This window comes from Paenibacillus sp. V4I5 (genome assembly GCF_030817255.1).
GTDB lineage: Bacteria > Bacillota > Bacilli > Paenibacillales > NBRC-103111 > Paenibacillus_E.
Genome location: NZ_JAUSZB010000002.1, coordinates 4,675,975 through 4,699,118, shown reverse-complemented (window position 1 = coordinate 4,699,118; position 23,144 = coordinate 4,675,975). Strand labels below are relative to the sequence as shown.

Sequence of the window (23,144 nt, the reverse complement as noted above, 5' to 3'; positions counted from 1 at the left end):
TCTATGTAGCTTCGCGTCTATCACCTTGGCTACATGGATTAGTATACGTGACTGCATGCATAATTTCATTGATAAGTATTTTCCAATTGCAAAAAAGCAGCTTGCCATTTAAGGCAAGCTGCTTTTGAATTATTCATATTTCTATGGAACCATCTTTTGTTGCTTCATTACACGATAGCCAATAATAGAAGCTTGTGCTCGTGTAAGTAACTCAGTTGGATCAAAACGCAATGTTTCTTTCTTCTGTTCAGCTGTTACCGCATTAGGAATCCCTTCAATTAAACCCGCTTTAGCAACTGCTTCAACGGACGGTCTTGAGTAGGATTCGATATTATCAGCATCTGTGAATGTCTTTTGCAAGGAAACTAACGATTTCTTCAGGTCTGTGTTTAATTTCATCTCTGCTGCTCGGGCAATCATAACAGCCGCATCTTGCCGAGTAATGGATCCGCCTGGATTAAAACGATTACTTGCTTGTCCGCGAATAATTCCCGCTCTTGCTGCAGTTTCGATATATTTATAATCGTAAAGCATACCAACAGCATTATCAATTTTCAACACATCTGAGAAAGTGCCGTTTCCACTGTAGTTCAAAGGAATCTTGAAGATTTTCACTAGCATCTGAGCAAATTCACCACGTGTAATGGAATCGTTCGGTCCAAAGGAAAATGTCGTTTTAGCTTTCATGACACCTTTGGAATAGAGTGTTTCCAGCTCATTTCTAGCAAAAGAGTGGCCTGTCATATCATCAAAGCTGCGATCCATATACATAACTTGATAGTATCCAAACTTCTGGAAAGGAACAGTAATTGTATTGTTCTTAGTATCTACAACTCCACCAAGGTTCTTCCATCCGTAATCCGTCGTATTCGCATAATTTGCGTAGATGTCGTAAAAGAATACTGTGATATACTTACCGGCATCTTGACGAATTGATGGATCGAACTTCAAGGTTAATGATCCTTCTTGTGTAGGAACCACAATTTCGTCATTCAAACGATAGAAATAAGCCCTACCTGAATTACTAGCATCATACGGATCATAACCAGTCCCATTTAGCCCTTTTTTCAGATCCTCTGCTGTTGTTGTTGTCGAATTTGGAGCAGGAATGAATCCAGCATCCATATAGTAGAGATCACTTGCGGGATGGTACGTATCTTCCGGTACTTTTACGCTTATTTTTGATTTAAAATAACCATTTGCCGTCGGATACAACGTTTTATCAACGCGGCCGTCGTCAGAATCAGCGATACCAAATAAAATTTTGCGCCCTGTCGTGATGTATTGATTATTGTTGCTATCAGGCTTGTTTCTCATCAGCTTCGCATCTTTTGGAAATGTTAGTTGCAAGCCTCCGTTAAAGAGTTTGAACTTGGCGCTCATATCTTCCAAAAGCTCTGCACCCTGCACATTCGTATTCGTATTGAAAAGGATAAACGTCCCATCTACTTTGGTGGTTCCTCGATAAATCGTAAATTTAATCTGGTTTTTACCGGGTTTCAAATCTATTGCTTGATACAAGTATTGATCTACAGACAATACAGTTCTCTTCGTTGCTTCTTCTTTACCAAATAGCACTCTGTCTGCATTTTCCGCTTCAATAATAATGTTATAAAAATTACTGTTGATGTTGGATTGTAGTTGTCCATCAGCATTTTCAACTAACAGCGGTTGAACGACTGTGTAAGGAACATTTTGTCTGGTAATCGTAATTGATTTGGTTGATGTAATATTAGAATTGTTGGTGATCCGGAACTCAAACACGACATCTGTATCATCCAATAACTTAAATTGTGTTGTTGTAAAGTTTTGATTATTCAAGGCGTTATTAAGGGCGGTGAAGTAATCCGCTCCTCCACTTGCTGTAACAATTCTAGAATTTGCTGTTTGATCAATAACAGCAATACTATTGCCAATCGTCTGCTGATAAACCAAGGCATCCCCTTTAGAATCCTTCGTATGAACGACCAGAGTCAACGCCTTAATTGCTGATGCTGCTCCTGCAGCGTCAAGGCTTGTAAACAACCCACTAAAAGAAACCGTACGCTGAGTGGTTGAGTACGTATCAGCATCTTTGCCAACGATATACTGTGTACCACCAGTTCCACTTTCAACTGGTTTGATTGCTGTGAATTGCGGAGCATCCGTTGTAAATAAATAAATATCGTAGCTTTGTTCTGTAATAAAGACATTGTTAACATAAATCTTAAATCTAAGGGTGTTCTTACCCTCAACCATTACCTTAGGAAGATCTGCAGGAACATTATTTACAAAGTTAACAAGTGGGAGAACAAAAACATTAGTTGTTGGATTAAAATCAGCATCTGCTGTATTTGAGTTCAACGTCACAAGTTTCTCGTTCATAAATACTTCAACTTTATTGACCGGTACAGCTGGAGCAATGGCAGGGTCTTGATAAAAGTTCACAAGACGACCAGAAATACAAGCTTCCGTCGTAGAGCATGTGAGATTCTTAATATTCTTGATCGACATATTATTGGAAACATTATTAATCAAAACATAAGGGGCATTGCTTATCGTTAAATTGTACTCCGCTGTACTGTACGGTGTACCTGTTCCGCCTACATTATTATAAAGTTCAATACTTAACTTCTTGTTCCCATCGCTGATCCCTTGCAGCTTGAGATCGTATTTATATAATTGTGTCGTTGCGTTCCACACCCCGACAATAGGTGTACTATTAGGATAGTAAGCACCATCAATTTTTGTCTTAATTGACAGGGTTTTATCATTAGCATAAATATGCAGGTCTGCTGGAAGCTCATTCACTTCATTTGAATTAGTTAAACTAAGTTCATTTTCAATGGTGCCGTTTGTTTGCGTTACTTTTTCAATATACGGATTATTTGGATCTACGTATTTAAATTTATACTCACTAGTGACTGGAGCCAAGCTATTCGCAATATCACGGAAAGTAAACGTTATGCGCTGCTCATTAGCTGCATAACTGGGAATATTAGGGATACTTATACTTAAATTCTTAACCCGATATTCGCCACTTCGCGACAGGGAACTATCAGCTGACGCAGAATACGTCACACCGGAAACAGTTGTTGGGGGAACAGTCGCTACACCCAAATCGATTCCAGCTACGATCTGATCATTTACCGCTACATCCACAAAACGATACTGAAGAGATGTTCCTGATGAATCATAATCACTCTTGACACTTGAAGTAAATGTAAGAGCACTTGTTTTAAAAGTCGGTATTGTAATTAAATCTTTAGCAGTTGTTGCATCAGCAGTATCTTGAATTTTACCATTGAAGGCAAATGGTTGACCATTGTCATACCACAGCTTTTTGATAACTTGATACTTATTCGTATCATTGCTAGCAACAAAACTTACGATATTATCACCTGGATTCAAACAGAAGCTCGTAACCGAGGAACAAGTTGACGAAGCCTTATTCTTGTCATCTCCAGTAAAATAGAAATAGCCGTCATTGCTTTTAAAACCTTGCTTCGCCAAGCTATCGCCTGTCAAAGTCGCTTGAACAGCACTAGCATTTGATGCTTTCGCCTTAATCTGAATACCTGTCGTTCCCGCTTTCAAAGGGCCTCTATCTACAGGATATATTTTGCCTTCTTCAAGCTGGATGTTATTAACCGTAATATCAGATAGGTTGGTAGTAGGTGCATAGTACAGCCAACCAGGAGCTGATGCAAGAGCATCGGTCTCACCGAGATATACAACAACTTTATTTAAACCTTCTGTAAGTTGGATATTTTCAAACTTAACTAGATTGGAACCTGCAGACTGAGCCTTATTATTTTTCTCTGTTGTTACAATTCCTGAATTCATATTCGTAATCTGAAAATATATGGATGGGATTTGGGAATCAGTTACACTAGTAGTCTCTACATTCAGAGAAAATGGAAGTTGCGTTACACGGGTAACTAACGTGTCGTCAGTTGGTCTGGCGGTTGATGTCCCCGCATTTGTGGTATCCGTATACAAATTCTTAATTACAATGGTAGAAGCTGCACTGGCTGTCATTGGGGGCAGCAGAGCTAGTAGCATAGTGATTAATAAGCTCATGCTAATCCACTTATTTCTTTTTTGCTTGGTTTTCAAAACTAGTTCCTCCTTATGTAATCTAAATGTTGTTAGTTTAGCCATAGTATAAGTATTAACTTTCATTTTACTTGCTAGATTTCGACAATCCCTCCCATATTCTTCTATCATTCCACATGATTAGACGCGGCTAATAGACAAAAGTTCTCGTACTTTACTTATCGGTCGGAACAAAGGAAATGTTTAGAGAAAGAAAAAAATCCTAAAATGCAAAAAAAATCCAACCCGAAGGTTGGATTCCGATTTTATAGCTTACTTGCCCATTCTATCGCTCTGAACTTGCTTGCCTACAAGCCTCTGAAGGAAGTTCAGCACCGGTTTACGGCTCTTACTGATGATACCAATAGCTTCTGCTCCGACTAGCATAACTAGAAAGAGAGCAACGATGATCATGATAAGACCCCAAGTGGAATCTTGGGAGATAAAGACTGAGCAGATCACCGCGCTGCCGCCGAAGATGGAGGCAATTCCGTAGATGATCAGTACGCTTGTACGATGACTAAATCCGAGCTGCAGCAAACAGTGGTGCAGATGGCTTTTATCCGGTGCAGAGATCGGTAATTTATTAACGTAACGACGCATGATTGCAAAGAAAGTATCGGATAAGGGCACGCCTAGAATCATAATAGGAATTAAAAGTGAAACAACGGCTGCTTGCTTAAAGCCAAGAATCGATAGTGTTGCTAGGGCAAAGCCTAGGAACAAGGCGCCGGAGTCGCCCATGAAGATTTTGGCCGGATGGAAGTTATAGAACATGAAGCCTATGATACTACCTAGTAAAATAACACAAAGTAAAATTACGGTAACATTACCCATCATAAGAGCAAGAATTAGAATAGTAGTTGTAGCAATACCCGACACGCCCGCTGACAAGCCATCTAGGCCGTCAATCAAGTTAATCGCATTGGAAACACCGACGATCCATAATATCGTAATCGGAATACTTAGCCAGCCAATTGGCAGGTTGGTCGTTCCGAAAGGAATGTTAACGAGTTCGATCTTAAGACCAAAGGAGACAACGATGCAAGCGGCAATCAGTTGCCCGAGCAGTTTCCATTTGGGAGATAGTTGATAACGATCATCCAAGGCACCCGTGACGACAATCACAAAGCCTCCGATTAGCAACCCAAATGCGGCATTGGAGTTAACGGCATCAAGTGCTGGAGAGACGACGAAATAAGCTCCGACGAATGCAAGGAATATCGCTAATCCTCCAAGACGCGGCATTATTCGGGTATGTACCTTACGATGGTTAGGGGCATCAACGGCTCCTACCCAGAAGGCAAATTTTTTGACTAGGGGTGTCAGCAGCAGCGCCATTAAGCACGCAGCGATAAACCCAATCGCATATAATCCATACATGTCTTCTTCACAGCTCCTCTTGTCTTGGGTGGCAGGTAATCCGCCGAAATGAATTATACTCCCATTTGCCCACAAATACCACTGCTAAATTCATCTGAAATGACCGTTTTCAGCCAATTTTCATAAATATTCTCATGGTTTGGTGACTTTTTCTTTGTCACGCATCACTTTCAATGCGAATTTCGGGAGTAGAAGCATTCGTTTGTAACGCCAAGGCTCCTGCATCAGGCGGTAAAACCATTCAAGACGTAGTTTTTGAAATAAAACGGGTGCTCGTTTTAGCTTGCCCGAAAGAACATCAAAACTTCCCCCAACACCCATCATGACCGGGACACCGATCTGTTGTTTGTATTTCCCAATCCAAGGCTCTTGATTAGCAGCAGATCTTCCTACGAATAGGAGGTCCGGAGCTGCATCCACGATATCTTGAATCACTTCAGCATCCTGCTCGTCTTTAAAATATCCGTCACGTACACCAACCAGCTTTACCCGCGGATAGGCGGTACGAAGCTTCTCAGCTGCAGCTTGGATAACCTCATTGGAAGCTCCAAGTAAGTATACTTTCCAACCTTTCGACTCTCCGACTTTCATCAGCTCATGGATCAAATCATAGCCGGGAACCCGTTCTACAACTGGCTCACCTACATATTTAGCTGCCCAGACGACACCTGTACCATCAGGAACGATGAGTTCAGCGCGCTGCATCATGCTCAGATAAGCAGGATCATCTTGCGCAGCCATGACCATAATGGGATTGGCGGTAATGACCTGATGGGGTTGTCTTTGTTCAATAGCGTTCGTAAGGTAAGCTACGGTTTGGTCCATACTCATTTTGGAGATGGGTACTCCGTAGATGCGAACTTTGGGTATTGCGTTCGCAGATGCGACCTTAGACTGTATCGTTGTTGATGTTGAACTCATAGATATCTCTTCCTTTAATTGACGTTGGAAATCGGATTTTGGTTGCTTTTTTATTCTTTCCTATTTGTTCGTTCTTTGTTTATAAAAAGAAATGATGCGCTGCGCAGGAAGCTGAGCCTGCGCTTTGAGCTCTTCGATGGCGGCGCGGCTGGACGCCGCCCAAGCCTCTCGGCCGGCCAGCAGGCGCTGCGCCTCGGCCGCAAAGGCATCCGCGTCGAAGCGAGCTGTCGATGCAGCGGCTTTCATACCAAGCCTATGGAGGAACTGGTCGATCTTCGGATCGTACGAGATGCCTACCATAGGCACGAACTGCGAGGCTGCATAAATCAAAGAATGCAGCCTCATCCCGATCAGCAGGTCGCATTCCGCGACCTGCGCGAGCATATCCTGCGGATGGGTGACGCCTCGCACCATCTCCACCCGGGACCCGTGATCGCCGAGCCGGTCGATCACGTACTGCGACGCCACCTCATCCGAGGGGAGGTGGAAGGGCAAGAATCGCAGCCGCACGTTCGCATCGGCTGCGAGCAGCATTTGCAGGGACCGCGAGAGAGCTTCCAGCTCCGAGCGGTCCTCATTCCAGAAGCGGACGGACACGCCGACCGTCCGGACTAAACCATCCGGCGCGAGGTCCGACGCGCCGCCACCAGAACCGGTCCCGCGCAGCGGCAAGCCCATGACCGGGTCAGGCACTACCGTGATGCGTTCCCGCGGGAGCCGCATTTTCCCTAGCAGCTCCGCGGACTCCGTGTCGCGGACCGAGACATACGCGCAGCGCTGGAACACGCTGCGGATCCAGCCATAAAACATAGGGCGGCTAACCGGCCCGATGCCTTGCGAGTAAATAAAAGTTGGCTTGCCCAGCAACTGCGCAATTTTCAAGACAGCCAAATAATAAGGGATCGTCTTCGAGCTTGTGGCATCCTGCAATAAACTGCCACCGCCGCTAATCAAGCCATCGGCTTCACGCAAAGCTCGAAACAGCGAACCAGGCTTCATCCGATGATAGGCCTTCACCCCATACATCGCTGACGTTTTCTCAGGATTTGCAGAAAGAACGATAGGCTCAATTTGTAATCCTTGCTCTCGACCTTGCTCCTGCAAAGCAAACAAAATCGATTGCAGCACAGCTTCATCTCCGCTATTATCGAAGCCATAGTAGCCGGATAGCGCTATTTTGACAACTGTGGCACCCATCGTTTCCAACTCCTAATGATTATTTCCCAAGCTGCAATCAGAACGAGGCCAATCAAAGCGCCAAACACAAGGCCGTAGCTTATACGGATCAGAGAGATATGAAGCGGCGTATGCAAGTGAGCGAATGTATCTACAATAGAAAGTTGCCCAATAACTCCGATGAATATCAAATAGACGGCATGTCTATATCGAACTGACAAATAGGCGCCTAACAGGAATAAAGGATGTGCAACCAAAAATTCTTTGGTTCGCGGACGTACGCCCAGTGTATTCTCCAAGAAGGAACGGAATAATTTCTCCACGGTAGAAGCTTGTCCTTCATTTCCAGTACGGGATAAGTAGTAGAACACAGCGGCTAAAGCTACCCCCGCAACTACAATCCATAGCACGCTGATAAAGGAAGAAAGAATACGGCGAACATTCGTAATCTTATCCCTGTACGTGTTATTTTCGCTAAAAAACAGTAAATACACGCCTGCAATCGCGATGGGAAATAAATGCAGCACACCAACGCCGCGGAACTGCTGCAGCACGAGTAAATACGTAACGTGATTGAGAAGCGCCACTTCGTAAACGACACCAATCAACGAGATCGCAGAAGTTTTAACCAATGTCCATAAAGCGTAAGCAAGACCTGACTTCCATTTCGCTGCGGCTCCTGAACGAACGGAACGAATGGCTAGCATGATCGCTATGCTCGGTGCACTGATGGCTGTACTTAAGGCAAGACCTTGCGCGTATAGATTAGCCGAAAGTGTATGTAAAGCAACAAAACCAAGCATACCTAAGACGAAGAGGAGCAGTACGGCTTCCGGTATGAAGAAAGACGCCATCAGCACGATTAAACTAACGCCGCCAAGCAGCATGAAGATGCGCGCGATTTTCTGCCATCCTGTCGTTTGTACGTCAAATGGCTTTGCTTGTCCAAGCGTAAACCCGACTTCTTGGATGCGTGGAATAGCGCCGTCTTTTCCTTGCAAACTTTCATAGTAAGCTGCTAACGGATCGACTAATTTGCCTTTATCCAAGCTTTTTACTGGCTTTGCATTCAAGAAAACCATGCGGATATTGCGGTCTTTCACTGCAAGGACTAAACGATCCGCAACACCTTGAATACGATCCTGCAGTTCCGATTTTTTGAGCGGCTCCGTTAACTTTTCTCCGTCTTTCTCTGTGAACGAATGCAGTCGAACGACGTTATAATTCGTTTGCTTTGCTAGCGTACTGAACCCTTTTTGCGGCTCTTTTAATAACTCAATAGCTGCTAGGCCAATGCCGTTCTTATTAAGAAGATCTGCCATTTTATTCAGGTTAATTTCCGTATTTTCTTCTGTGTAACCCGGAACTTCATTGCCATCGACAATGATGCGCTTCACGCCGAAATCATGGAGCTGCTTCAGCAGGCGATCCATTTCATTGGTTACAAAGGGTCTGCGATTCGATAGACGAACCACGATTTGGAACCCTTGATCTTTCAGCATTTGTAATGTCATCGGGTCTGGGTCCATACCCTTGATCGATGCATCGTCCATGCTCATTTGGATGATGAGTCCGTTTCTATTTTTGAAACTCCACGGCTTCGTGCCAACCTTCAGATCCGCGAACGTTTTCTGAATCAAAGGCTCCAGCTTCTGCTTTGCGGCACTGTCTGCAAACAGCACGTAAGTAAAATTCTCATTAGGATCACCCAAGGTCTGGGTAAGTGCGGCAGCGTCTCGAGAGTTATATACCTCGATGCGGCGGCTCTCTTTAAGCTCCGCTAGTGTACTCTCATACACGGCCATTGAGCTAATGCCCGCTGCTTTCATATTCTTCAACTGCTCAGTGACAAAAGTCTGCGGATTCGTCTGAATATCCGAAATATCCAACAAATCACGATAATCGAAAACAAACTCGACTTGATTGGCCGAAGTTTCCGTTTGGTGACGTGTGTAGGCTAGCGGAAGGGAGACTACCATTCCAATAATGACGAGCCACCATAGGAGATTTTTGAGAGGTTTATTCCATGTTTGATACCATTGTGCCAAATTGTCCACTCCTTAGAGCTTTCCAATAGAAAGCTTTCTTCGTAAAGCATGTACTTACAGTCGAAAACCCCTTCAGGTCCTACTCGGGTAATAGGCCAAATGAATGCGGATTTAATTTCCATCTATTCATTAGACGACCTATCCCTGACTTAGGTTCTGAAGAGGTTCAGTTTTCCTATTTCATTATCCGTCTACACGGTTAAGCACATATTGAATGATGCCATCCAGCTGCTGTGCGGCTGCTGGACCTGTAGATCCTTGTACCGCAAAATAAAACTTAATTTTCGGTTCCGTTCCAGAAGGACGCAAGCAGAACCATGAACCATCATCCAGCTTAAATTTCAGCACATTTTCACGAGGAAGGCCATCTATGCCCTCTGCGTAATCTTCCACTTGGCTTACACGAGTGCCACTGATCTCCGTTGGCGGATTCGTTCTCCAAGCTTCCATGATGCGTCCTATTTGTTCTACGCCGTCTTTCCCTTTCAGCGTCCTTGATTCAAGCTTTTCCAAAAAGTAGCCAAAGGATTCGTACAGCTCCTGAAGGACTTCATATAAAGTCTTGCCTTGCTTTTTATAATAAGCTGCAGCTTCAGCAATCAGCATCGCTGCGATAACTGCATCCTTATCTCGGGCATAGTCCCCGGCCAAGTAGCCATAGCTTTCTTCATATCCGAATAAGAACGTATACTTACCGTTTTGTTCGAACTGGGACATTTTCTCCCCAATATATTTAAAGCCGGTTAATGTATTTAATGTAGGAATACCGTAATGATTGGCGATAACTGCGCCCATTTCGCTTGTAACGATCGTTTTGACGACAACGCCGTTCGCAGGCAGTGTTCCACGCTCTTTCAAGCTTGATAATAAATAATTTACAATGATGGCACCAGACTGATTACCTGACAAAACGACATACTCGCCGTTCGGATCCTTCACAACTGCTCCCATGCGATCGGCATCAGGGTCGGTTCCGATGATGATATCGGCATCCCAGTCTTTCGCTTGTGCAATTGCGAGTGTAAAAGCTTCCCGCTCCTCCGGATTCGGAGACTTAACAGTCGAGAACTGTGCATCCGGCAGCTCTTGCTCGGCTACAACACGTACTTGTCCGAAGCCAACTGCTTTCAGCACTTCGCGTACCGGCACATTACCCGCTCCATGTAAAGGAGTGAAGATGATGCGGAAATCGCCTTCGATCTGCTTAATCACATCTGGATTTTGGCTAATCGCAGTTACGGCCTCGATGTACGCTTGATCGACCTCTTCACCTAACCAAGAAAGCAGCCCTTGCGCTTCCGCTTCTTGCTGGGTTATTTTCTTGACCTTGTTGAAGGAATCGATGCTCTGTACCTGTGCAATGACTTGCTCCGCAAACTCAGGAACGAGTTGTCCCCCGTCTGCTCCATATACTTTATATCCATTATATTCAGGTGGGTTGTGACTAGCTGTAACGACAACCCCTGCGGACGCACCTAAGTATCTCACTGCAAAGGATAGCTGTGGTGTCGCGTGCAGCGTTTTAAAGAGATAAGCCTTGATTCCATTCCCTGCGAACACGAGAGCAGATTCTAAAGCGAACTCGGGCGACATATGACGTGAATCATAAGCTAGAACAATGGAAGGACTTGTAGCGCCTGTCCCATTCACATATTGTGCCAAGCCTTGGCTTGCGCGTCCAACGGTATACACGTTGATTCGATTCGTTCCAGCGCCAATCACGCCGCGAAGTCCTCCTGTGCCAAATTCAAGGTCTCTATAAAAGCGATCCTCAATTTCTCTTTCATCTTCCCGAATAGCACGCAGTTCTTTCTTCGTTTCGGCATCCACTGCTGGATCCTCTAACCATAATTGATACTCTGTTTGTACACGCGTCATAGTAGTCAGGTTCATCTCCTTTTTATCTATGGGTTATTTATTAGCAAGGGCGAACATAAGCTCGCCTTCGACTACCACTTTGTCGCCTACCTTAGCCACAGCTTGGCCTTTGACAATGGTTCCTTTTACACGCGTAATCGTCATCTCTAAAGTAAGTGTATCACCAGGTACGACCTGTTGGCGCCAACGAATACCATCCGCACCCGCAAATAAACCAATTTTACCTTTGTATTCAGGCATCGACAGAACAGCCACAGCACCTACTTGTGCCAAAGCTTCCACAATCAGCACACCGGGCATAACCGGATAGCCAGGAAAGTGTCCTGCGAAGAACGGTTCATTGATCGTAACATTCTTTATACCTACAGCTCTAACACCTTCTTCGACCTCCAAAATACGGTCAACCAGCAGGAAGGGAGGGCGATGAGGAATGATCTCTTGAATCTGGTTAATATCTAGCATAGCGGGTTAAAAACTCCTTTCAAAATGCTTGTATAAAATACAAGGTAATCACTTACAATAGGGATGTCCCTTCATTAACTGCAGAAATGAAGGTTCATATAGGGGAGCTTATGTACAGGGCTGTGTTACAGACTTATACATAGGCTCTTTTTACGTAGTATACATTATTTCAATTTGGCTCCTCGATTTAATACAAGGAACTGAATAATATAAATGAAGGAAGTTAGGAATGAGACCCCGATTACAAACCACAAATAGGTAATGGCAAATGTTAAATGAAAAACGATGAAGAGGATAGCAAAATAGTACAGAACCGTCGTTAACTTTCCCATCACATTGGCGGGAACCGTTAATTTGCCCCTAAAGTGAAAGAAAGCAGAGCCCATAATCATACCTAAATCACGAATGAACATCGCCGCAGCTGCCTGCCAAGGAATCAACTCTGAGATGAGCAGAGATAGGATCACTGCAATCATCATGCTCTTATCCGCGAGTGGATCCAGCATGACACCAACTGGTGTGATAAGCCCGCGCGTTCTTGCGATATAGCCATCTAGGATATCCGTAAGTCCGGCTGCCAGTAAAATAAAAAAGGCAACTTGGATATGGCCATTAAAAAAAATCACGAGGTACACAGGGATTAGAACAAACCTGCTGATGGTGAGCATGTTCGGTATATTCAAAGTACCCCTCCTGCGCGTTAGTATCCGATATCTGGTACATTTAACCTTCATTCATTATACCGCTGCTTACACAAAAATAAAACTCCCATGCGGGAGTTAGAGTTAATTCGCAAATACCAGATCGTATAAATGCCGCCAAGTACTCATATGAAAGATTTCCCCCGCTGGCTGATGACCAAGCTTGGTATAGCCTATCCATAGGCCGATAAAAACAGCCAGCACGCATAGCACTGGAATACGAATGATTTTGAAAATAAGCCATATAATATGAAGCCATTTCGGCCTTGGTTTCTTCTTTGGTGGAGCAGGCTTGTCTGACATCGAGCCCTATCCCTCCCTTTCTAAGATCAGGCGCGCAAATTATTAGCGATATTCATCATCTGATCCGAGGATGTAATAGCTCGGGAATTGAGTTGAAGCGCTCTTTGCACGATCACCAGATCTGTCATTTCATCCGCAAGAGTAACATTGGATTGCTCCAGAAAACCCTGCATAAGGCTAACACGGTTAGCCGGGTTATCAACCAAGGGGTTCACATCTTGTAAGATATTCGCCTTCTCCGCAGCCGTTATGCCATTAGGAATCGCATAAAGGTTATCTCCAACGTCTTGGAGCAGCTGTGGACGTACAACGCGAACTAGCTTGATCTGTCCCAAATTAATGGGTGCTGCACTTGGATCCTGCTCATTGTATCCTTTGATTGTACCGTTCTGTTCAACGACAGGTCGAAAACCAGCCGGCACACGAATCGGGTTGCCATCCACGCCAGTAATGAAGTGACCTTCTTTGGTTGTAAGCACGGTTCCTCCAGTCGCATCCGGACTTAAACTGAAAGCACCATTACGAGTCCAAGCTGGCTGGAACACGGGGTTGCCGTTCTCATCTGCCTTACTCATGGATACTTCAAACAGCCCGTCCCCTTGAATCGCAAAGTCCGTCACATTCCCCGTGGACTGAATCGGTCCTTGGGTCAAATTCGTCTGGATTTGCACCAGCTTCGATCCCCACCCTTGGTTGAAACCAAGTGGTGAAAACCGTCCTTGCTGACGGAATCCTTCGGGTTGCGATTGGACGTTCGTCAGAACGTCCTCGAAGGAGGCTTCCTTCTTCTTAAAACCGTTCGTATTCACATTCGCTATGTTATTGGAGAGAATATCCAGCTTTTGCTGTAAGCTGTGCATGGATACCGATGAATTAATCATGGAATTGTTCATGGTTTGCCCCTTCGCAAGCTAGATTAGACGCGTCCTACTTCGTTCGCAGCTTTCTCCATACTTTTATCATAAGATTGAATAACCTTTTGGTTCGCTTCATAAGCACGAAGCGCTGACATCATATCGACCATCGATTGCGCGGAGTCGACATTAGAGCGTTCTATGAAGCCTTGACGAACCTCTACTTGGTCACCTACAGCAACCTGCGTTACAGTCGCTTCGTCGCCTGGATTAATGCGCAGCAGCCCGTTACCTTCACGCAACAATAGATTCGGATTCTCTGCACGCGAGAGCATCAATCCTACGGGTTGGCCAGTCGGCCCCAGAAGCGGAAGACCATTCCCGTCAAGGAACTCACCCTTGTCTGTCACCTTGAAAGAGTGAATCGGCTGACCCGCTCCATCAATCAACAGCAGGGGTTGTCCATCTCGGCCTAGCACAAGGTTCCCGTTGGCATTAACTAGCTGGCCTGCAGTATCAACGGTGAACTTTCCGTTCAAGGAATACCGCTGCTCACCATCCGCGTTCAACACCGTAAACAGTGCCTGCGGCTGGAACATGCGTTCTCCGTCCGGACTCACGAACTTACCTGAAGCATTAAAAGTCATACCAGGCACTTGTATGTTCGAAACAAGGGCAAAATCGAAGGGGTTTTGCGTTTCCTGCAAATCGCCCTGCGCATGAATGGAGATACTCTCCTCGGAGAATACACCTAAACTCATCCTCCCAAGGGGAGCTGTCGAGGCACCTTGTCCACCGCGAATCGTCGATATCAGCATCTCCGGGAACGATCGAGACAAAGCATTGCCTTGTTTAAATCCTGGGGAATTAATGTTGGCAATATTATTCGTAATGGTATCGTGTCTGCGCTGTTCGGAGATCATGCCTGCCGCCGCGGTATACAGTCCTCTTAACATCTCTTCACCTCTTGGGTAGTATGTCTAATTAAAATTTACGTTTGGTAACCTTATCTAAGTTATCGAGCATAATGCCTGTTCCTTTAACGACACAGGACATCGGATCTTCCGCAATTAATACAGGTACTTTCAGTTCGTCCGCCAGCAGTTGGTCGAGCCCATGCAGCAAAGCTCCGCCACCTGTCAAAATAACACCGCGGTCAATAATGTCTGCCGATAGCTCTGGAGGTGTTCGCTCCAATACACTCTTCGCCGCAGTCACGATGGAGGATACTGGATCCCACAGCGCTTCCTGAACTTCACTGGAGTGAATCGTGATTGTAAGTGGTAAACCGGATACCATATCTCTACCGCGAATATCCATCTCTTGATCTCTACCGTGTGGATATACCGTTCCGATTTTCAGCTTAATATCTTCGCTCGTCCGTTCACCAATCAGCAGCTTGTACTTATTTTTGATATATTTCGTGATCGCAATATCGAATTTGTCGCCTGCAATCTTAATGGAGGAGGAGGTGACGATGTCACCCATGGATAACACAGCCACATCCGTCGTCCCTCCGCCGATATCTACAACCATATTGCCGCTAGGCTGGAAGATGTCCATGCCGGCACCAATTGCTGCTGCCTTCGGTTCTTCTTCCATGAATACCTCTCGGGCACCGCTGCGCTCAGCTGCTTCGCGAATCGCCTTCTGCTCAACCGAGGTGATGTTGGTAGGGGCGCAGATCAGTATTCTCGGATGAGAATACCAATTCTTGCCCCCTACTTTTGCGATAAAATGCTTCAACATCATTTCCGTAATATCAAAGTCCGCTATAACGCCATCTTTCAATGGACGAATCGCGATAATGTTGCCTGGAGTTCTACCCACCATGCGGAAAGCTTCTTCTCCAACAGCCAGCACGCGTTTCGTATCGCTTTCAATCGCTACTACGGAAGGCTCATCGAGCACGACACCGCGTCCTTTTACATGAATAAGCACATTTGCCGTGCCGAGATCTATTCCAATATCCTTGCTTAACATTTCTAGTTAATCCTCCCTAAACCTACCGTCCATCCCGTGAAGAATCGGCGCTCTTGTATATAGTTCTAATTATAAGCTAAATTCGCTATAAATGCATTAATTCCTCTTTTTGTGTGAAATTTCGACACGGGAAGTATGAAGGAAACCTATCGGGATGAAGGGTACTTTTAGGACTTGACCGTGACCAGGTTTTCGGAAAGCTTCGGATTTCGAGTTTTTCGGTACTTAATTTTCGTCGCTTCTCCTCCCCTAAGGTGCCTGATGGATTTGTGATACTCCAGAATGTGCTTCACCTGATTGGCCAGGTCCGGGTTGATTTCCGGTAGTCTTTCCGTCAAATCCTTGTGCACCGTGCTTTTGGAAACGCCGAATTCCTTCGCAATGGTGCGAACCGTATTCTTGGTCTCGACGATACAGGTACCAATCTTAATGGTTCGCTCTTTGATGTAATCGTGCACTCCCCTCGCCTCCCTACTCGAGATAGTTTGGTAAAGTATATGAGGGGCATGCCTAGATATTCTACGTAGCCAAGCCTGACAAGCCCATTTCCCATATTTATTTTCAAAATAATCAAGAATAATCGTTTCTGGCGTCCTTCGGACAAGCATTTTTGGTAAAAGTGAAGCGAAGCAAAGCAAAAACTACTCCCATATCCATGCAAAAAAGCAGCAGGATGTACCCGCTGCCCTTATTTCTATGTAGGCGGTCGCCTACGCCTCGAAACTGATTACTGCTTAGCGTTTAAAAGTGTTTCTGGATTAATCGCTGCATTATCGCTAACTTGGCGGACTTCAAAGTGCAGATGCACGCCTTCCTCTTTCTCGAACTCGTTGCGTCCTGCTTTTGCGATGATGTCGCCTTTTTTCACTTCAGCGCCTTTGGCTACTTTCACCTCGGACAAGCTTTGGTAAACACTGATCAAACCATTGCTGTGCGTAATTTCAACGAGACTGCCAACAACCGGATTCTGTTCAACCGCTGTCACCTTGCCACTCAGAGCAGCTAATACTTCGAAGGCAGCGCCATCTTTGGCTTTCAAGTCAATAGCAGTATGCGGCGTCAATTGATCGTTATATTGGATCATTGCCGTCTGCTTCACTTCATTCGTTGCATTCGTGTCATAGAAGGGGATGGAGACATCGACCAGTGTTCTGTCTTTAACAGGCCACTGAATCGTTTCGGTTTGTGCGTTGACCGCGACCGCCCCGTCCGGTGCTTTGGTAGTGTCTGTCGCTTTGTCGCTGCTAACCTTAATGCCCAGATCTTCTTGGCTGACTGTCTTCGTCCCGGCGTCCTGGTACACCCACATTAAGGTTAAGATAATTGCTGCTGCTGCCATATACGTTGCTGGGAATACCCACTTCTTAGCAAGCAACCTCTTCCATGTGGATGTCGTACTTTGCGCTCCTTGTGCAGTTTTAGGAGCTTCTTCGTTTTGAAAACCTTTGTTTTGATCATTCATGGTTATCACCTCATCAACCATTCTTGACACATTTAAAGGTTTTATACTTGAAAAAAGATATTTTTATAGAAACGTTAAAGAATTACGATTTTCGGATAAAAGGTGTCGCTTTTTCGATAGAGATGCCTGTGTAATAGTAGGTTACGATTTGCTCCGCGGTTTTACCTTCCTTCGCCATACCATTGGCGCCCCATTGACTTAAGCCAACACCGTGGCCATATCCGTAGGTGGTAATCGTGATTTTGGAGCCTGACCATTTCCACGTAAATTGAGAGGATGCTAGTCCTAGCTTCTCTCGTACTTCACGACCTGAAAATATTTTACCGCCAATAGTTATGGTTTTAATCCGGTGGCCGGCCGACCACGCCAGCACTTTCATATTTTTGGTGCTCGTACCTGTTGTTGCTATACTCGTAACGCCTAGCTTCTGAAGCATACTCTTGTAACTAAAATCAACGGTTTCTTGATAGCGAGAAGATAGCTTTAAATCCCAGGGGCTTGGCACACTGCGCAGGTAGGGACTCTTGAACGGCCAGTAATCTTCCGAGTTTTCGGTGTATCCATTACTTGTCGAGAAAAAGGTGGCGTTGATAGGTTTATGCTCATAAGTGAGGATTAGATCTTTCGTTTCGTTCACGGCTCTATCGATTTTGGCCATATTCGTCTCGTAACGCTTGTCCCATCTGTCTCTTAGCTCTTGTTCCGTGAGATAAGCTTGATGCGCAATTGTGTCAGTCACAAGTGCATCGCTAACCGGCATGTTGCTGTAATCCTTCTCTAGCACTCTACGCACGACATAAGTCCTAGCCGCCATAGCCTGCGCTTTGAGCGCCTCCAGTTCGAATTCAACTGGCATTTCGGCGGCAAGCACACCTTTCACATACTGTTCCAGCGGTACCGTCTCAATTATTGCTTTCTTGGTCAGATACACGGGTATCATTAGGCCTTGTTCGTTGATTGTTTCCTTGGTCAGTCCGTTTTTCGCAATTTGGATGGGAGGTATCGCGCTGCCATCCGGAATCTTCTTAACTAGCAATCCTGGAACAATAATAGTCACACATAGCATGGAAGATAGGCAAACAGCCATCCAAAGGATGACCCCTTTGCCCAGCACGCGTTTCTTCTTGAACATCATCTAAGCAGCCTCCATAAGCGCGTTTACTAGCACGTAGTTGATATGACTTAGCTTATGAGAGGGATTGCTAGAATAGAACAATGGACTATCTGGTAAAATGCGATGCTAGAGCATTCGGCGTTCAGCAGCTTCGTAAAGTAGACGTGATATAGTAATTACCATGTTGTAATTTCTACAACAAAAAAAGAACCATCGGAGTTCCCCCCAATGGCTCTTCGAACCAATCCTAAGCAAGCGTCGGCTGGATGTTGAAAAAACCCAACTCCGCAGCTTCCTGCTCCACTTCTTGCGGCACCGATCTGTAAATATCGGCACCTAGCTCACGCAGTACGTCGGTAATATCAACATAGCCGCGATCAATATGGTGAACGCCTGTAATCTCGGTTTCACCTTCTGCAGCTAACGCCGCTAGAATAAGCGCCGCCCCTGCACGCAGGTCTGTTGCGCATACTTTCGCACCCTGCAGCTTGGCATTACCACTCACGATAGCTGTACGGCCATCGACTTTGATATGAGCGTTCATGTTCGAGAATTCCTCGACATGCATGAACCGATTCTCGAACACGGTCTCAGTCACGAGACTCGTGCCGTCTGCCACCATCAGCAGCGCCATCATTTGCGACTGCATATCGGTTGGGAAGCCCGGATACGGCAGCGTCTTCACATCAACCGCGCGAAGCGGCCCCGAAGCGCTGACACGAATACCGTTCTCATCTTCTTCGATGATAACGCCCATTTCTTGCATTTTAGAAATAACAGGTCGGAGATGGTCGCCAATAGCGCCCTCCATATACAGTTCACTACCAGTAATAGCTGCGGCAATCATATATGTACCCGCTTCTACGCGATCCGGAATAACCGTATGTACAACCCCACGAAGTTTCTCTACGCCTTCTATGCGAATAACACCTGTTCCTGCCCCACGAATCGTTGCGCCCATGGCATTCAAGTAATTCGCCAAATCGACAATTTCCGGCTCTTTAGCAGCATTCTCAATGATGGTTGTGCCTTCAGCGAGCGTAGCTGCCATCATGATGTTCTCAGTTGCGCCTACACTGGCTACATCGAGATAAATCTTGGCACCCTTCAGGCGCCCTTTCACTTTAGCTTCGATATACCCTTGACCCAGTTCAATATCGGCACCCATTGCTTCAAAGCCTTTGAGATGCTGATCAATTGGCCTAGTGCCAATCGCACAGCCGCCAGGGAGCGAAATTCTCGCTTGACCAAGCCTTGCTAACAAAGGACCCATCACGAGGAAAGAGGCTCTCATTTTACGGACTAGATCATAAGATGCTTCACATGTGTTAATGTTGTGAGCACGAACTCGAATAACCTGACGGTTATATTCCACTTCAATACCTAAGCTTTGTAATACTTTATTAATGACTAGTACATCGTCAAGGGGAGGCGCATCATGGATGACGCTTTCACCTTCCGAACCCAGAATGGAAGCTGCAATAATCGGTAGAACCGCATTCTTTGCTCCGTTGATTTTCACATTGCCAGCTAACTTTCGGCCACCGCGGACGATAATTTTGCTCATCATGGTCCCTCCGCGCACTTATTTTAAATTACATGGTTTTGCACATTTCCTAAGTTTATCATTTCAACCCTTACAGTTACAACTGTGTTCTTTTGGTATTCCAACAGCCCTACATAGAGTTCGGATAAGGTTTCGTTTTTCATTCCGTTCTATTATCCATTGTTGACAACAAACTTGCGCATTATTCGAAAAATGTGATTAAAACATCTTACCAAAGCCCATGGACAGGCCTAAATATTGGATGAAAAAGCTCGCGACCAGATGTCCGAGTGCAATAGAAAGCAAAATTTGCAGCATAATCGCTTGTGCGGCCTTAGGCCTTTTGAGCAGGACATCGAAGCGGAACGCTTGCAGCGCCCACCACGATAGGCCAATACACATGATGTAGACAGCAATATCCACCATATTCATCATCGAAGCATATTTCGCCGCTTCATTCCATTTGTCTGTATCTGCCATAAGTCACTCCTCTTCGGGTTTACCGATTGATTACTTTAGCGAGCAGTGTTACGAATTCAGCTCGTGTTGCTTGCTCATCAGGCCGGAAGGTGCCGTCCGAATAGCCGCTTATCCAACCATCCGCCGACATTTGCTTCAGGATCCCCACACCCCAATACGTATCGTTCACATCGCTAAAAGGTGAGTTGCCCCGTTTTTTCCCTGTCATATTCATGCTGCGTGCAAGCATCTGTGTCATCTCCATACGTGTAAGCGTACGGTCAGGCCCGAATGTTCCGCCTGGGTAGCCGTCCACAATATTCGCTTGAACCGCTTTGGCTACGTACTCGTAAGCCCAATGCGAAGCATCCATATCGCTGAAACGCAGCTCCTGACGCTTAGACAGCTTCAAAGCTCGCGTCAATACCGTTGCTGCCTCCGCACGTGTAATGGGCTGATTTGGAGCAAAACGATAGTTCCCATAACCGCTAATCACACCTTGCTCTGTAAGCTGGCTAATGGCGTCCTGTGCCCAGTGCCCCTCAATATCGACAAATCCACTCACCAAGGTGTAACTGTCTACTTTAAATCGATACATTTGACTCATAAACCATTGATTGGCTTGAAGTTTAATGTAATAGGTGCCTGCGGGTAGGGTTTTCTCGATAAAAAATTGGTCAGAGCCATAATCATTTCTATAAAAACCTTGTTCCTTCAAAGAACTATCATATAAGGTTGCATACAAAATGCGAGATGTCGGAATGTTCGTTAAACGCACTTGAGCTAAGCTGTCTTTGCTCATGCGGAATTCGAACCAATCAAAGTCATCGTTTTTGCTAAATACACCCTCATACACGGAATTCATCGCAGCAAAAGTAGCTTGGTACGATTTATCATTCGGCTCATTCGGATCGATCAGCTTTGGCGTGTATTCAATTTCTAGCGTGTACTCACCCGTAATCGGCTCCGAGTAATCCTTCACATTGCTTATACGAATGTAATAATGACCTGGAAGCAAATCCATTTGCGAGCTGACTTCGAGACCTCCGTCACCGGCTTGGTCAATCGTAATCGACTTCTCCCCTTCTTTCTGAAAAAGGATCATTGGATCTATGCGCCCTGTATCTACGGATAGCCTTACGCGCATTGCACCTGAGTGTTCTAAGGGTATTGCAAACCAATCCAGGTCTCCTTTTTGATGAAAAGTACCACGGATAGATTGACTCCGGTCAGGTAAAACGAATGCTTTATACTGCTTATCATTATCCTCAAATGGATCCTTATAAATAGCAAAATCCGTTCGCATCGAGTAATTTAAAGCTGTCTTGCGGGAACGATCCACCGTCTGCAGCTGCACGTACGTGCGCCCTTTGGTCACAGAGACCATGAAAGGCTGACTTCCGTCCGAGGTACTACTCGCGATAAACGTTTCTCCGGAATCAAATCGCACTCGGACACCCGAGCTATCTGCACTGTTCAACCATAATTTAATAAACCCATCAAAGGGCGCATCAATAGCGTACCAATCTTGGTCTTGTGCCGAGCTAATTACAGCTTTAACAGCCGTATGAACCGGCAATTTGGCAGCCTGATTCATATTTTCGTTAGGCTCAAAGTAATCCTCAACGTACGGCTTCGTAAGTGCCAAATCCACTCTTAACAAGCCATAGCCCGTTTTGGAATCCCAGCCCCCTGACGCCAAGTCTTCTGCCGTCTGCTCGAGCTGCGCGCGAACTTGATACACGTTCATACTCGGGTACTTGCCCCTTACCAAAGCTGCTGCTGCTGCAACCTGTGGTGCAGACATGGAGCTTCCATCTTGATACTGATAGCCGCCCCCGAGTGCTGTTGTGTATACATCCCAGGGCGCCACAAGATCCAGCTCCGGCCCAAAGTTCGAACGAGGGTCAGCAAGCCTTTCTGAGTTAACGCCCCCTACAGCTAGAACAGTTGGATAGGCCGCAGGGTATTTCACACTTGTACTTTCATTGCCAACAGCGGCAACGAGCAGTACATTACGATCCTCTGCATACTGCACAATGCCTGCCATATAATCGGAGTATTTGTTCAGCCCTAGGGAAAGCACTACGATTTTCGCGCCGTGATCCACTGCGTACTTGATGCCTTCACCAAGCTTCGCTTCGCCGCCTGTTCCGTCGGCCTCCAACGCTTTGATTGGCATAATCTTGGCATTAGGGGCTATGCCTGCAATCCCTTTATCGTTATTGAACGTGGCCGCAATGATACCTGCTACGTTCGTTCCATGTCCATTATCATCTTGAGGCTTTTTCGAAGGCTGAAGCAGGTTCACGCCATCTACTAAATTACCTATTAAATCAGGATGTACAAGATCAACGCCCGTATCGACGACCGCAACTACGATGGGCGTCCGGGAATCTCCTGCTGCAGCCCATGCTTGATCGATGTGAATCATGTCCAGATAGGTTTGTTTCACCCTCATAGGATCCGTCGACACCGGGTAGGCTGCTTCTACTTTAGTTATCATCCCTGTAAGTTCCACAACAAGCATCATCAGTACGATGAGCCAAAGGTGTCGAGTACGTTTCATGAATTCACAGGTCCTTTTTCTTGTATGATCTTTTTTCCTTCTCTATCTATACCACATTACCCGTCTTCTCGATACATATAACGGTTTTTCGTCGCAAAAAGTTCAGATCTTTGAGAAAAATATTTTTGTACGTAGGTACGGGACGGTGGTCAATCATTCTCCTGTATATTGTACATCGAAATGACAGACCGTGAAGCCTATGGAATTA

General features: G+C 45.6%; 18 protein-coding genes. All 18 read right to left on the bottom strand.

From position 1 onward, the window contains the following. Positions 1-141: 141 nt before the first annotated feature. The 18 genes from QFZ78_RS23460 to QFZ78_RS23375 all read right to left on the bottom strand — a co-directional run bounded on the left by QFZ78_RS23460 (position 142) and on the right by QFZ78_RS23375 (position 22,936). Complete coding sequence (locus tag QFZ78_RS23460) at positions 142-4,098, bottom strand: S-layer homology domain-containing protein (RefSeq protein ID WP_307551122.1); 3,957 nt, start codon at positions 4,096-4,098, stop codon at positions 142-144. A 252-nt stretch (positions 4,099-4,350) separates the two neighbouring features. Beyond that, a complete protein-coding gene (locus QFZ78_RS23455) occupies positions 4,351-5,460 on the bottom strand; it encodes a glycosyltransferase family 4 protein (RefSeq protein ID WP_307551120.1) in 1,110 nt (369 codons plus the stop codon). Positions 5,461-5,592: 132 nt separating this feature from the next. Beyond that, positions 5,593-6,381, bottom strand: a complete 789-nt coding sequence (locus QFZ78_RS23450; RefSeq protein ID WP_307551119.1) for a WecB/TagA/CpsF family glycosyltransferase — start codon at positions 6,379-6,381, stop codon at positions 5,593-5,595. Between the two features lie 60 nt (positions 6,382-6,441). Further along, entirely contained in the window at positions 6,442-7,578 is a 1,137-nt protein-coding gene (csaB, locus tag QFZ78_RS23445; RefSeq protein ID WP_307551117.1) for a polysaccharide pyruvyl transferase CsaB, read from the bottom strand. Beyond that, positions 7,554-9,614 carry a DUF5693 family protein gene (locus QFZ78_RS23440; protein WP_373461062.1) on the bottom strand — a complete coding sequence of 687 codons (2,061 nt, stop codon included), beginning with the start codon at positions 9,612-9,614 and terminating at the stop codon, positions 7,554-7,556. The genes csaB and QFZ78_RS23440 overlap by 25 nt, the downstream gene beginning before the upstream one ends. Before the next feature lie 174 nt (positions 9,615-9,788). Further along, positions 9,789-11,492, bottom strand: a complete 1,704-nt coding sequence (locus QFZ78_RS23435; RefSeq protein ID WP_373461135.1) for a phospho-sugar mutase — start codon at positions 11,490-11,492, stop codon at positions 9,789-9,791. 24 nt (positions 11,493-11,516) lie between these two features. Further along, positions 11,517-11,945, bottom strand: coding sequence for a 3-hydroxyacyl-ACP dehydratase FabZ (gene fabZ, locus QFZ78_RS23430; protein ID WP_029195635.1), 429 nt, complete (start codon positions 11,943-11,945; stop codon positions 11,517-11,519). Positions 11,946-12,109: 164 nt separating this feature from the next. Next, entirely contained in the window at positions 12,110-12,628 is a 519-nt protein-coding gene (locus tag QFZ78_RS23425; protein ID WP_307551111.1) for a CDP-alcohol phosphatidyltransferase family protein, read from the bottom strand. Between the two features lie 102 nt (positions 12,629-12,730). Next, positions 12,731-12,949, bottom strand: coding sequence for a DNA-directed RNA polymerase subunit beta (locus QFZ78_RS23420; protein WP_307551109.1), 219 nt, complete (start codon positions 12,947-12,949; stop codon positions 12,731-12,733). Positions 12,950-12,975: 26 nt separating this feature from the next. Then, positions 12,976-13,842, bottom strand: a complete 867-nt coding sequence (locus QFZ78_RS23415; protein WP_307551108.1) for a flagellar hook-basal body protein — start codon at positions 13,840-13,842, stop codon at positions 12,976-12,978. 23 nt (positions 13,843-13,865) lie between these two features. Next, a complete protein-coding gene (locus tag QFZ78_RS23410) occupies positions 13,866-14,759 on the bottom strand; it encodes a flagellar hook-basal body protein (RefSeq protein WP_307551107.1) in 894 nt (297 codons plus the stop codon). Between the two features lie 28 nt (positions 14,760-14,787). Further along, positions 14,788-15,786: a rod shape-determining protein gene (mreB, locus tag QFZ78_RS23405; protein ID WP_029195639.1), complete on the bottom strand. Its 999-nt coding sequence runs from the start codon at positions 15,784-15,786 to the stop codon at positions 14,788-14,790. A 167-nt stretch (positions 15,787-15,953) separates the two neighbouring features. Then, a complete protein-coding gene (spoIIID, locus tag QFZ78_RS23400; protein WP_047682268.1) occupies positions 15,954-16,244 on the bottom strand; it encodes a sporulation transcriptional regulator SpoIIID in 291 nt (96 codons plus the stop codon). 269 nt (positions 16,245-16,513) lie between these two features. Next, positions 16,514-17,248, bottom strand: a complete 735-nt coding sequence (locus QFZ78_RS23395) for a M23 family metallopeptidase (RefSeq protein WP_307551104.1) — start codon at positions 17,246-17,248, stop codon at positions 16,514-16,516. Positions 17,249-17,330: 82 nt separating this feature from the next. Further along, a complete protein-coding gene (gene spoIID, locus QFZ78_RS23390; RefSeq protein ID WP_307551102.1) occupies positions 17,331-18,383 on the bottom strand; it encodes a stage II sporulation protein D in 1,053 nt (350 codons plus the stop codon). Between the two features lie 226 nt (positions 18,384-18,609). Beyond that, a complete protein-coding gene (murA, locus tag QFZ78_RS23385) occupies positions 18,610-19,929 on the bottom strand; it encodes a UDP-N-acetylglucosamine 1-carboxyvinyltransferase (RefSeq protein ID WP_307555856.1) in 1,320 nt (439 codons plus the stop codon). Positions 19,930-20,127: 198 nt separating this feature from the next. Then, positions 20,128-20,388, bottom strand: coding sequence for a DUF1146 family protein (locus QFZ78_RS23380; RefSeq protein WP_246321231.1), 261 nt, complete (start codon positions 20,386-20,388; stop codon positions 20,128-20,130). Positions 20,389-20,407: 19 nt separating this feature from the next. Continuing rightward, on the bottom strand, positions 20,408-22,936 hold the full coding sequence (locus tag QFZ78_RS23375) for a S8 family peptidase (protein ID WP_307551100.1): 2,529 nt from the start codon (positions 22,934-22,936) through the stop codon (positions 20,408-20,410). Positions 22,937-23,144 lie beyond the last annotated feature (208 nt).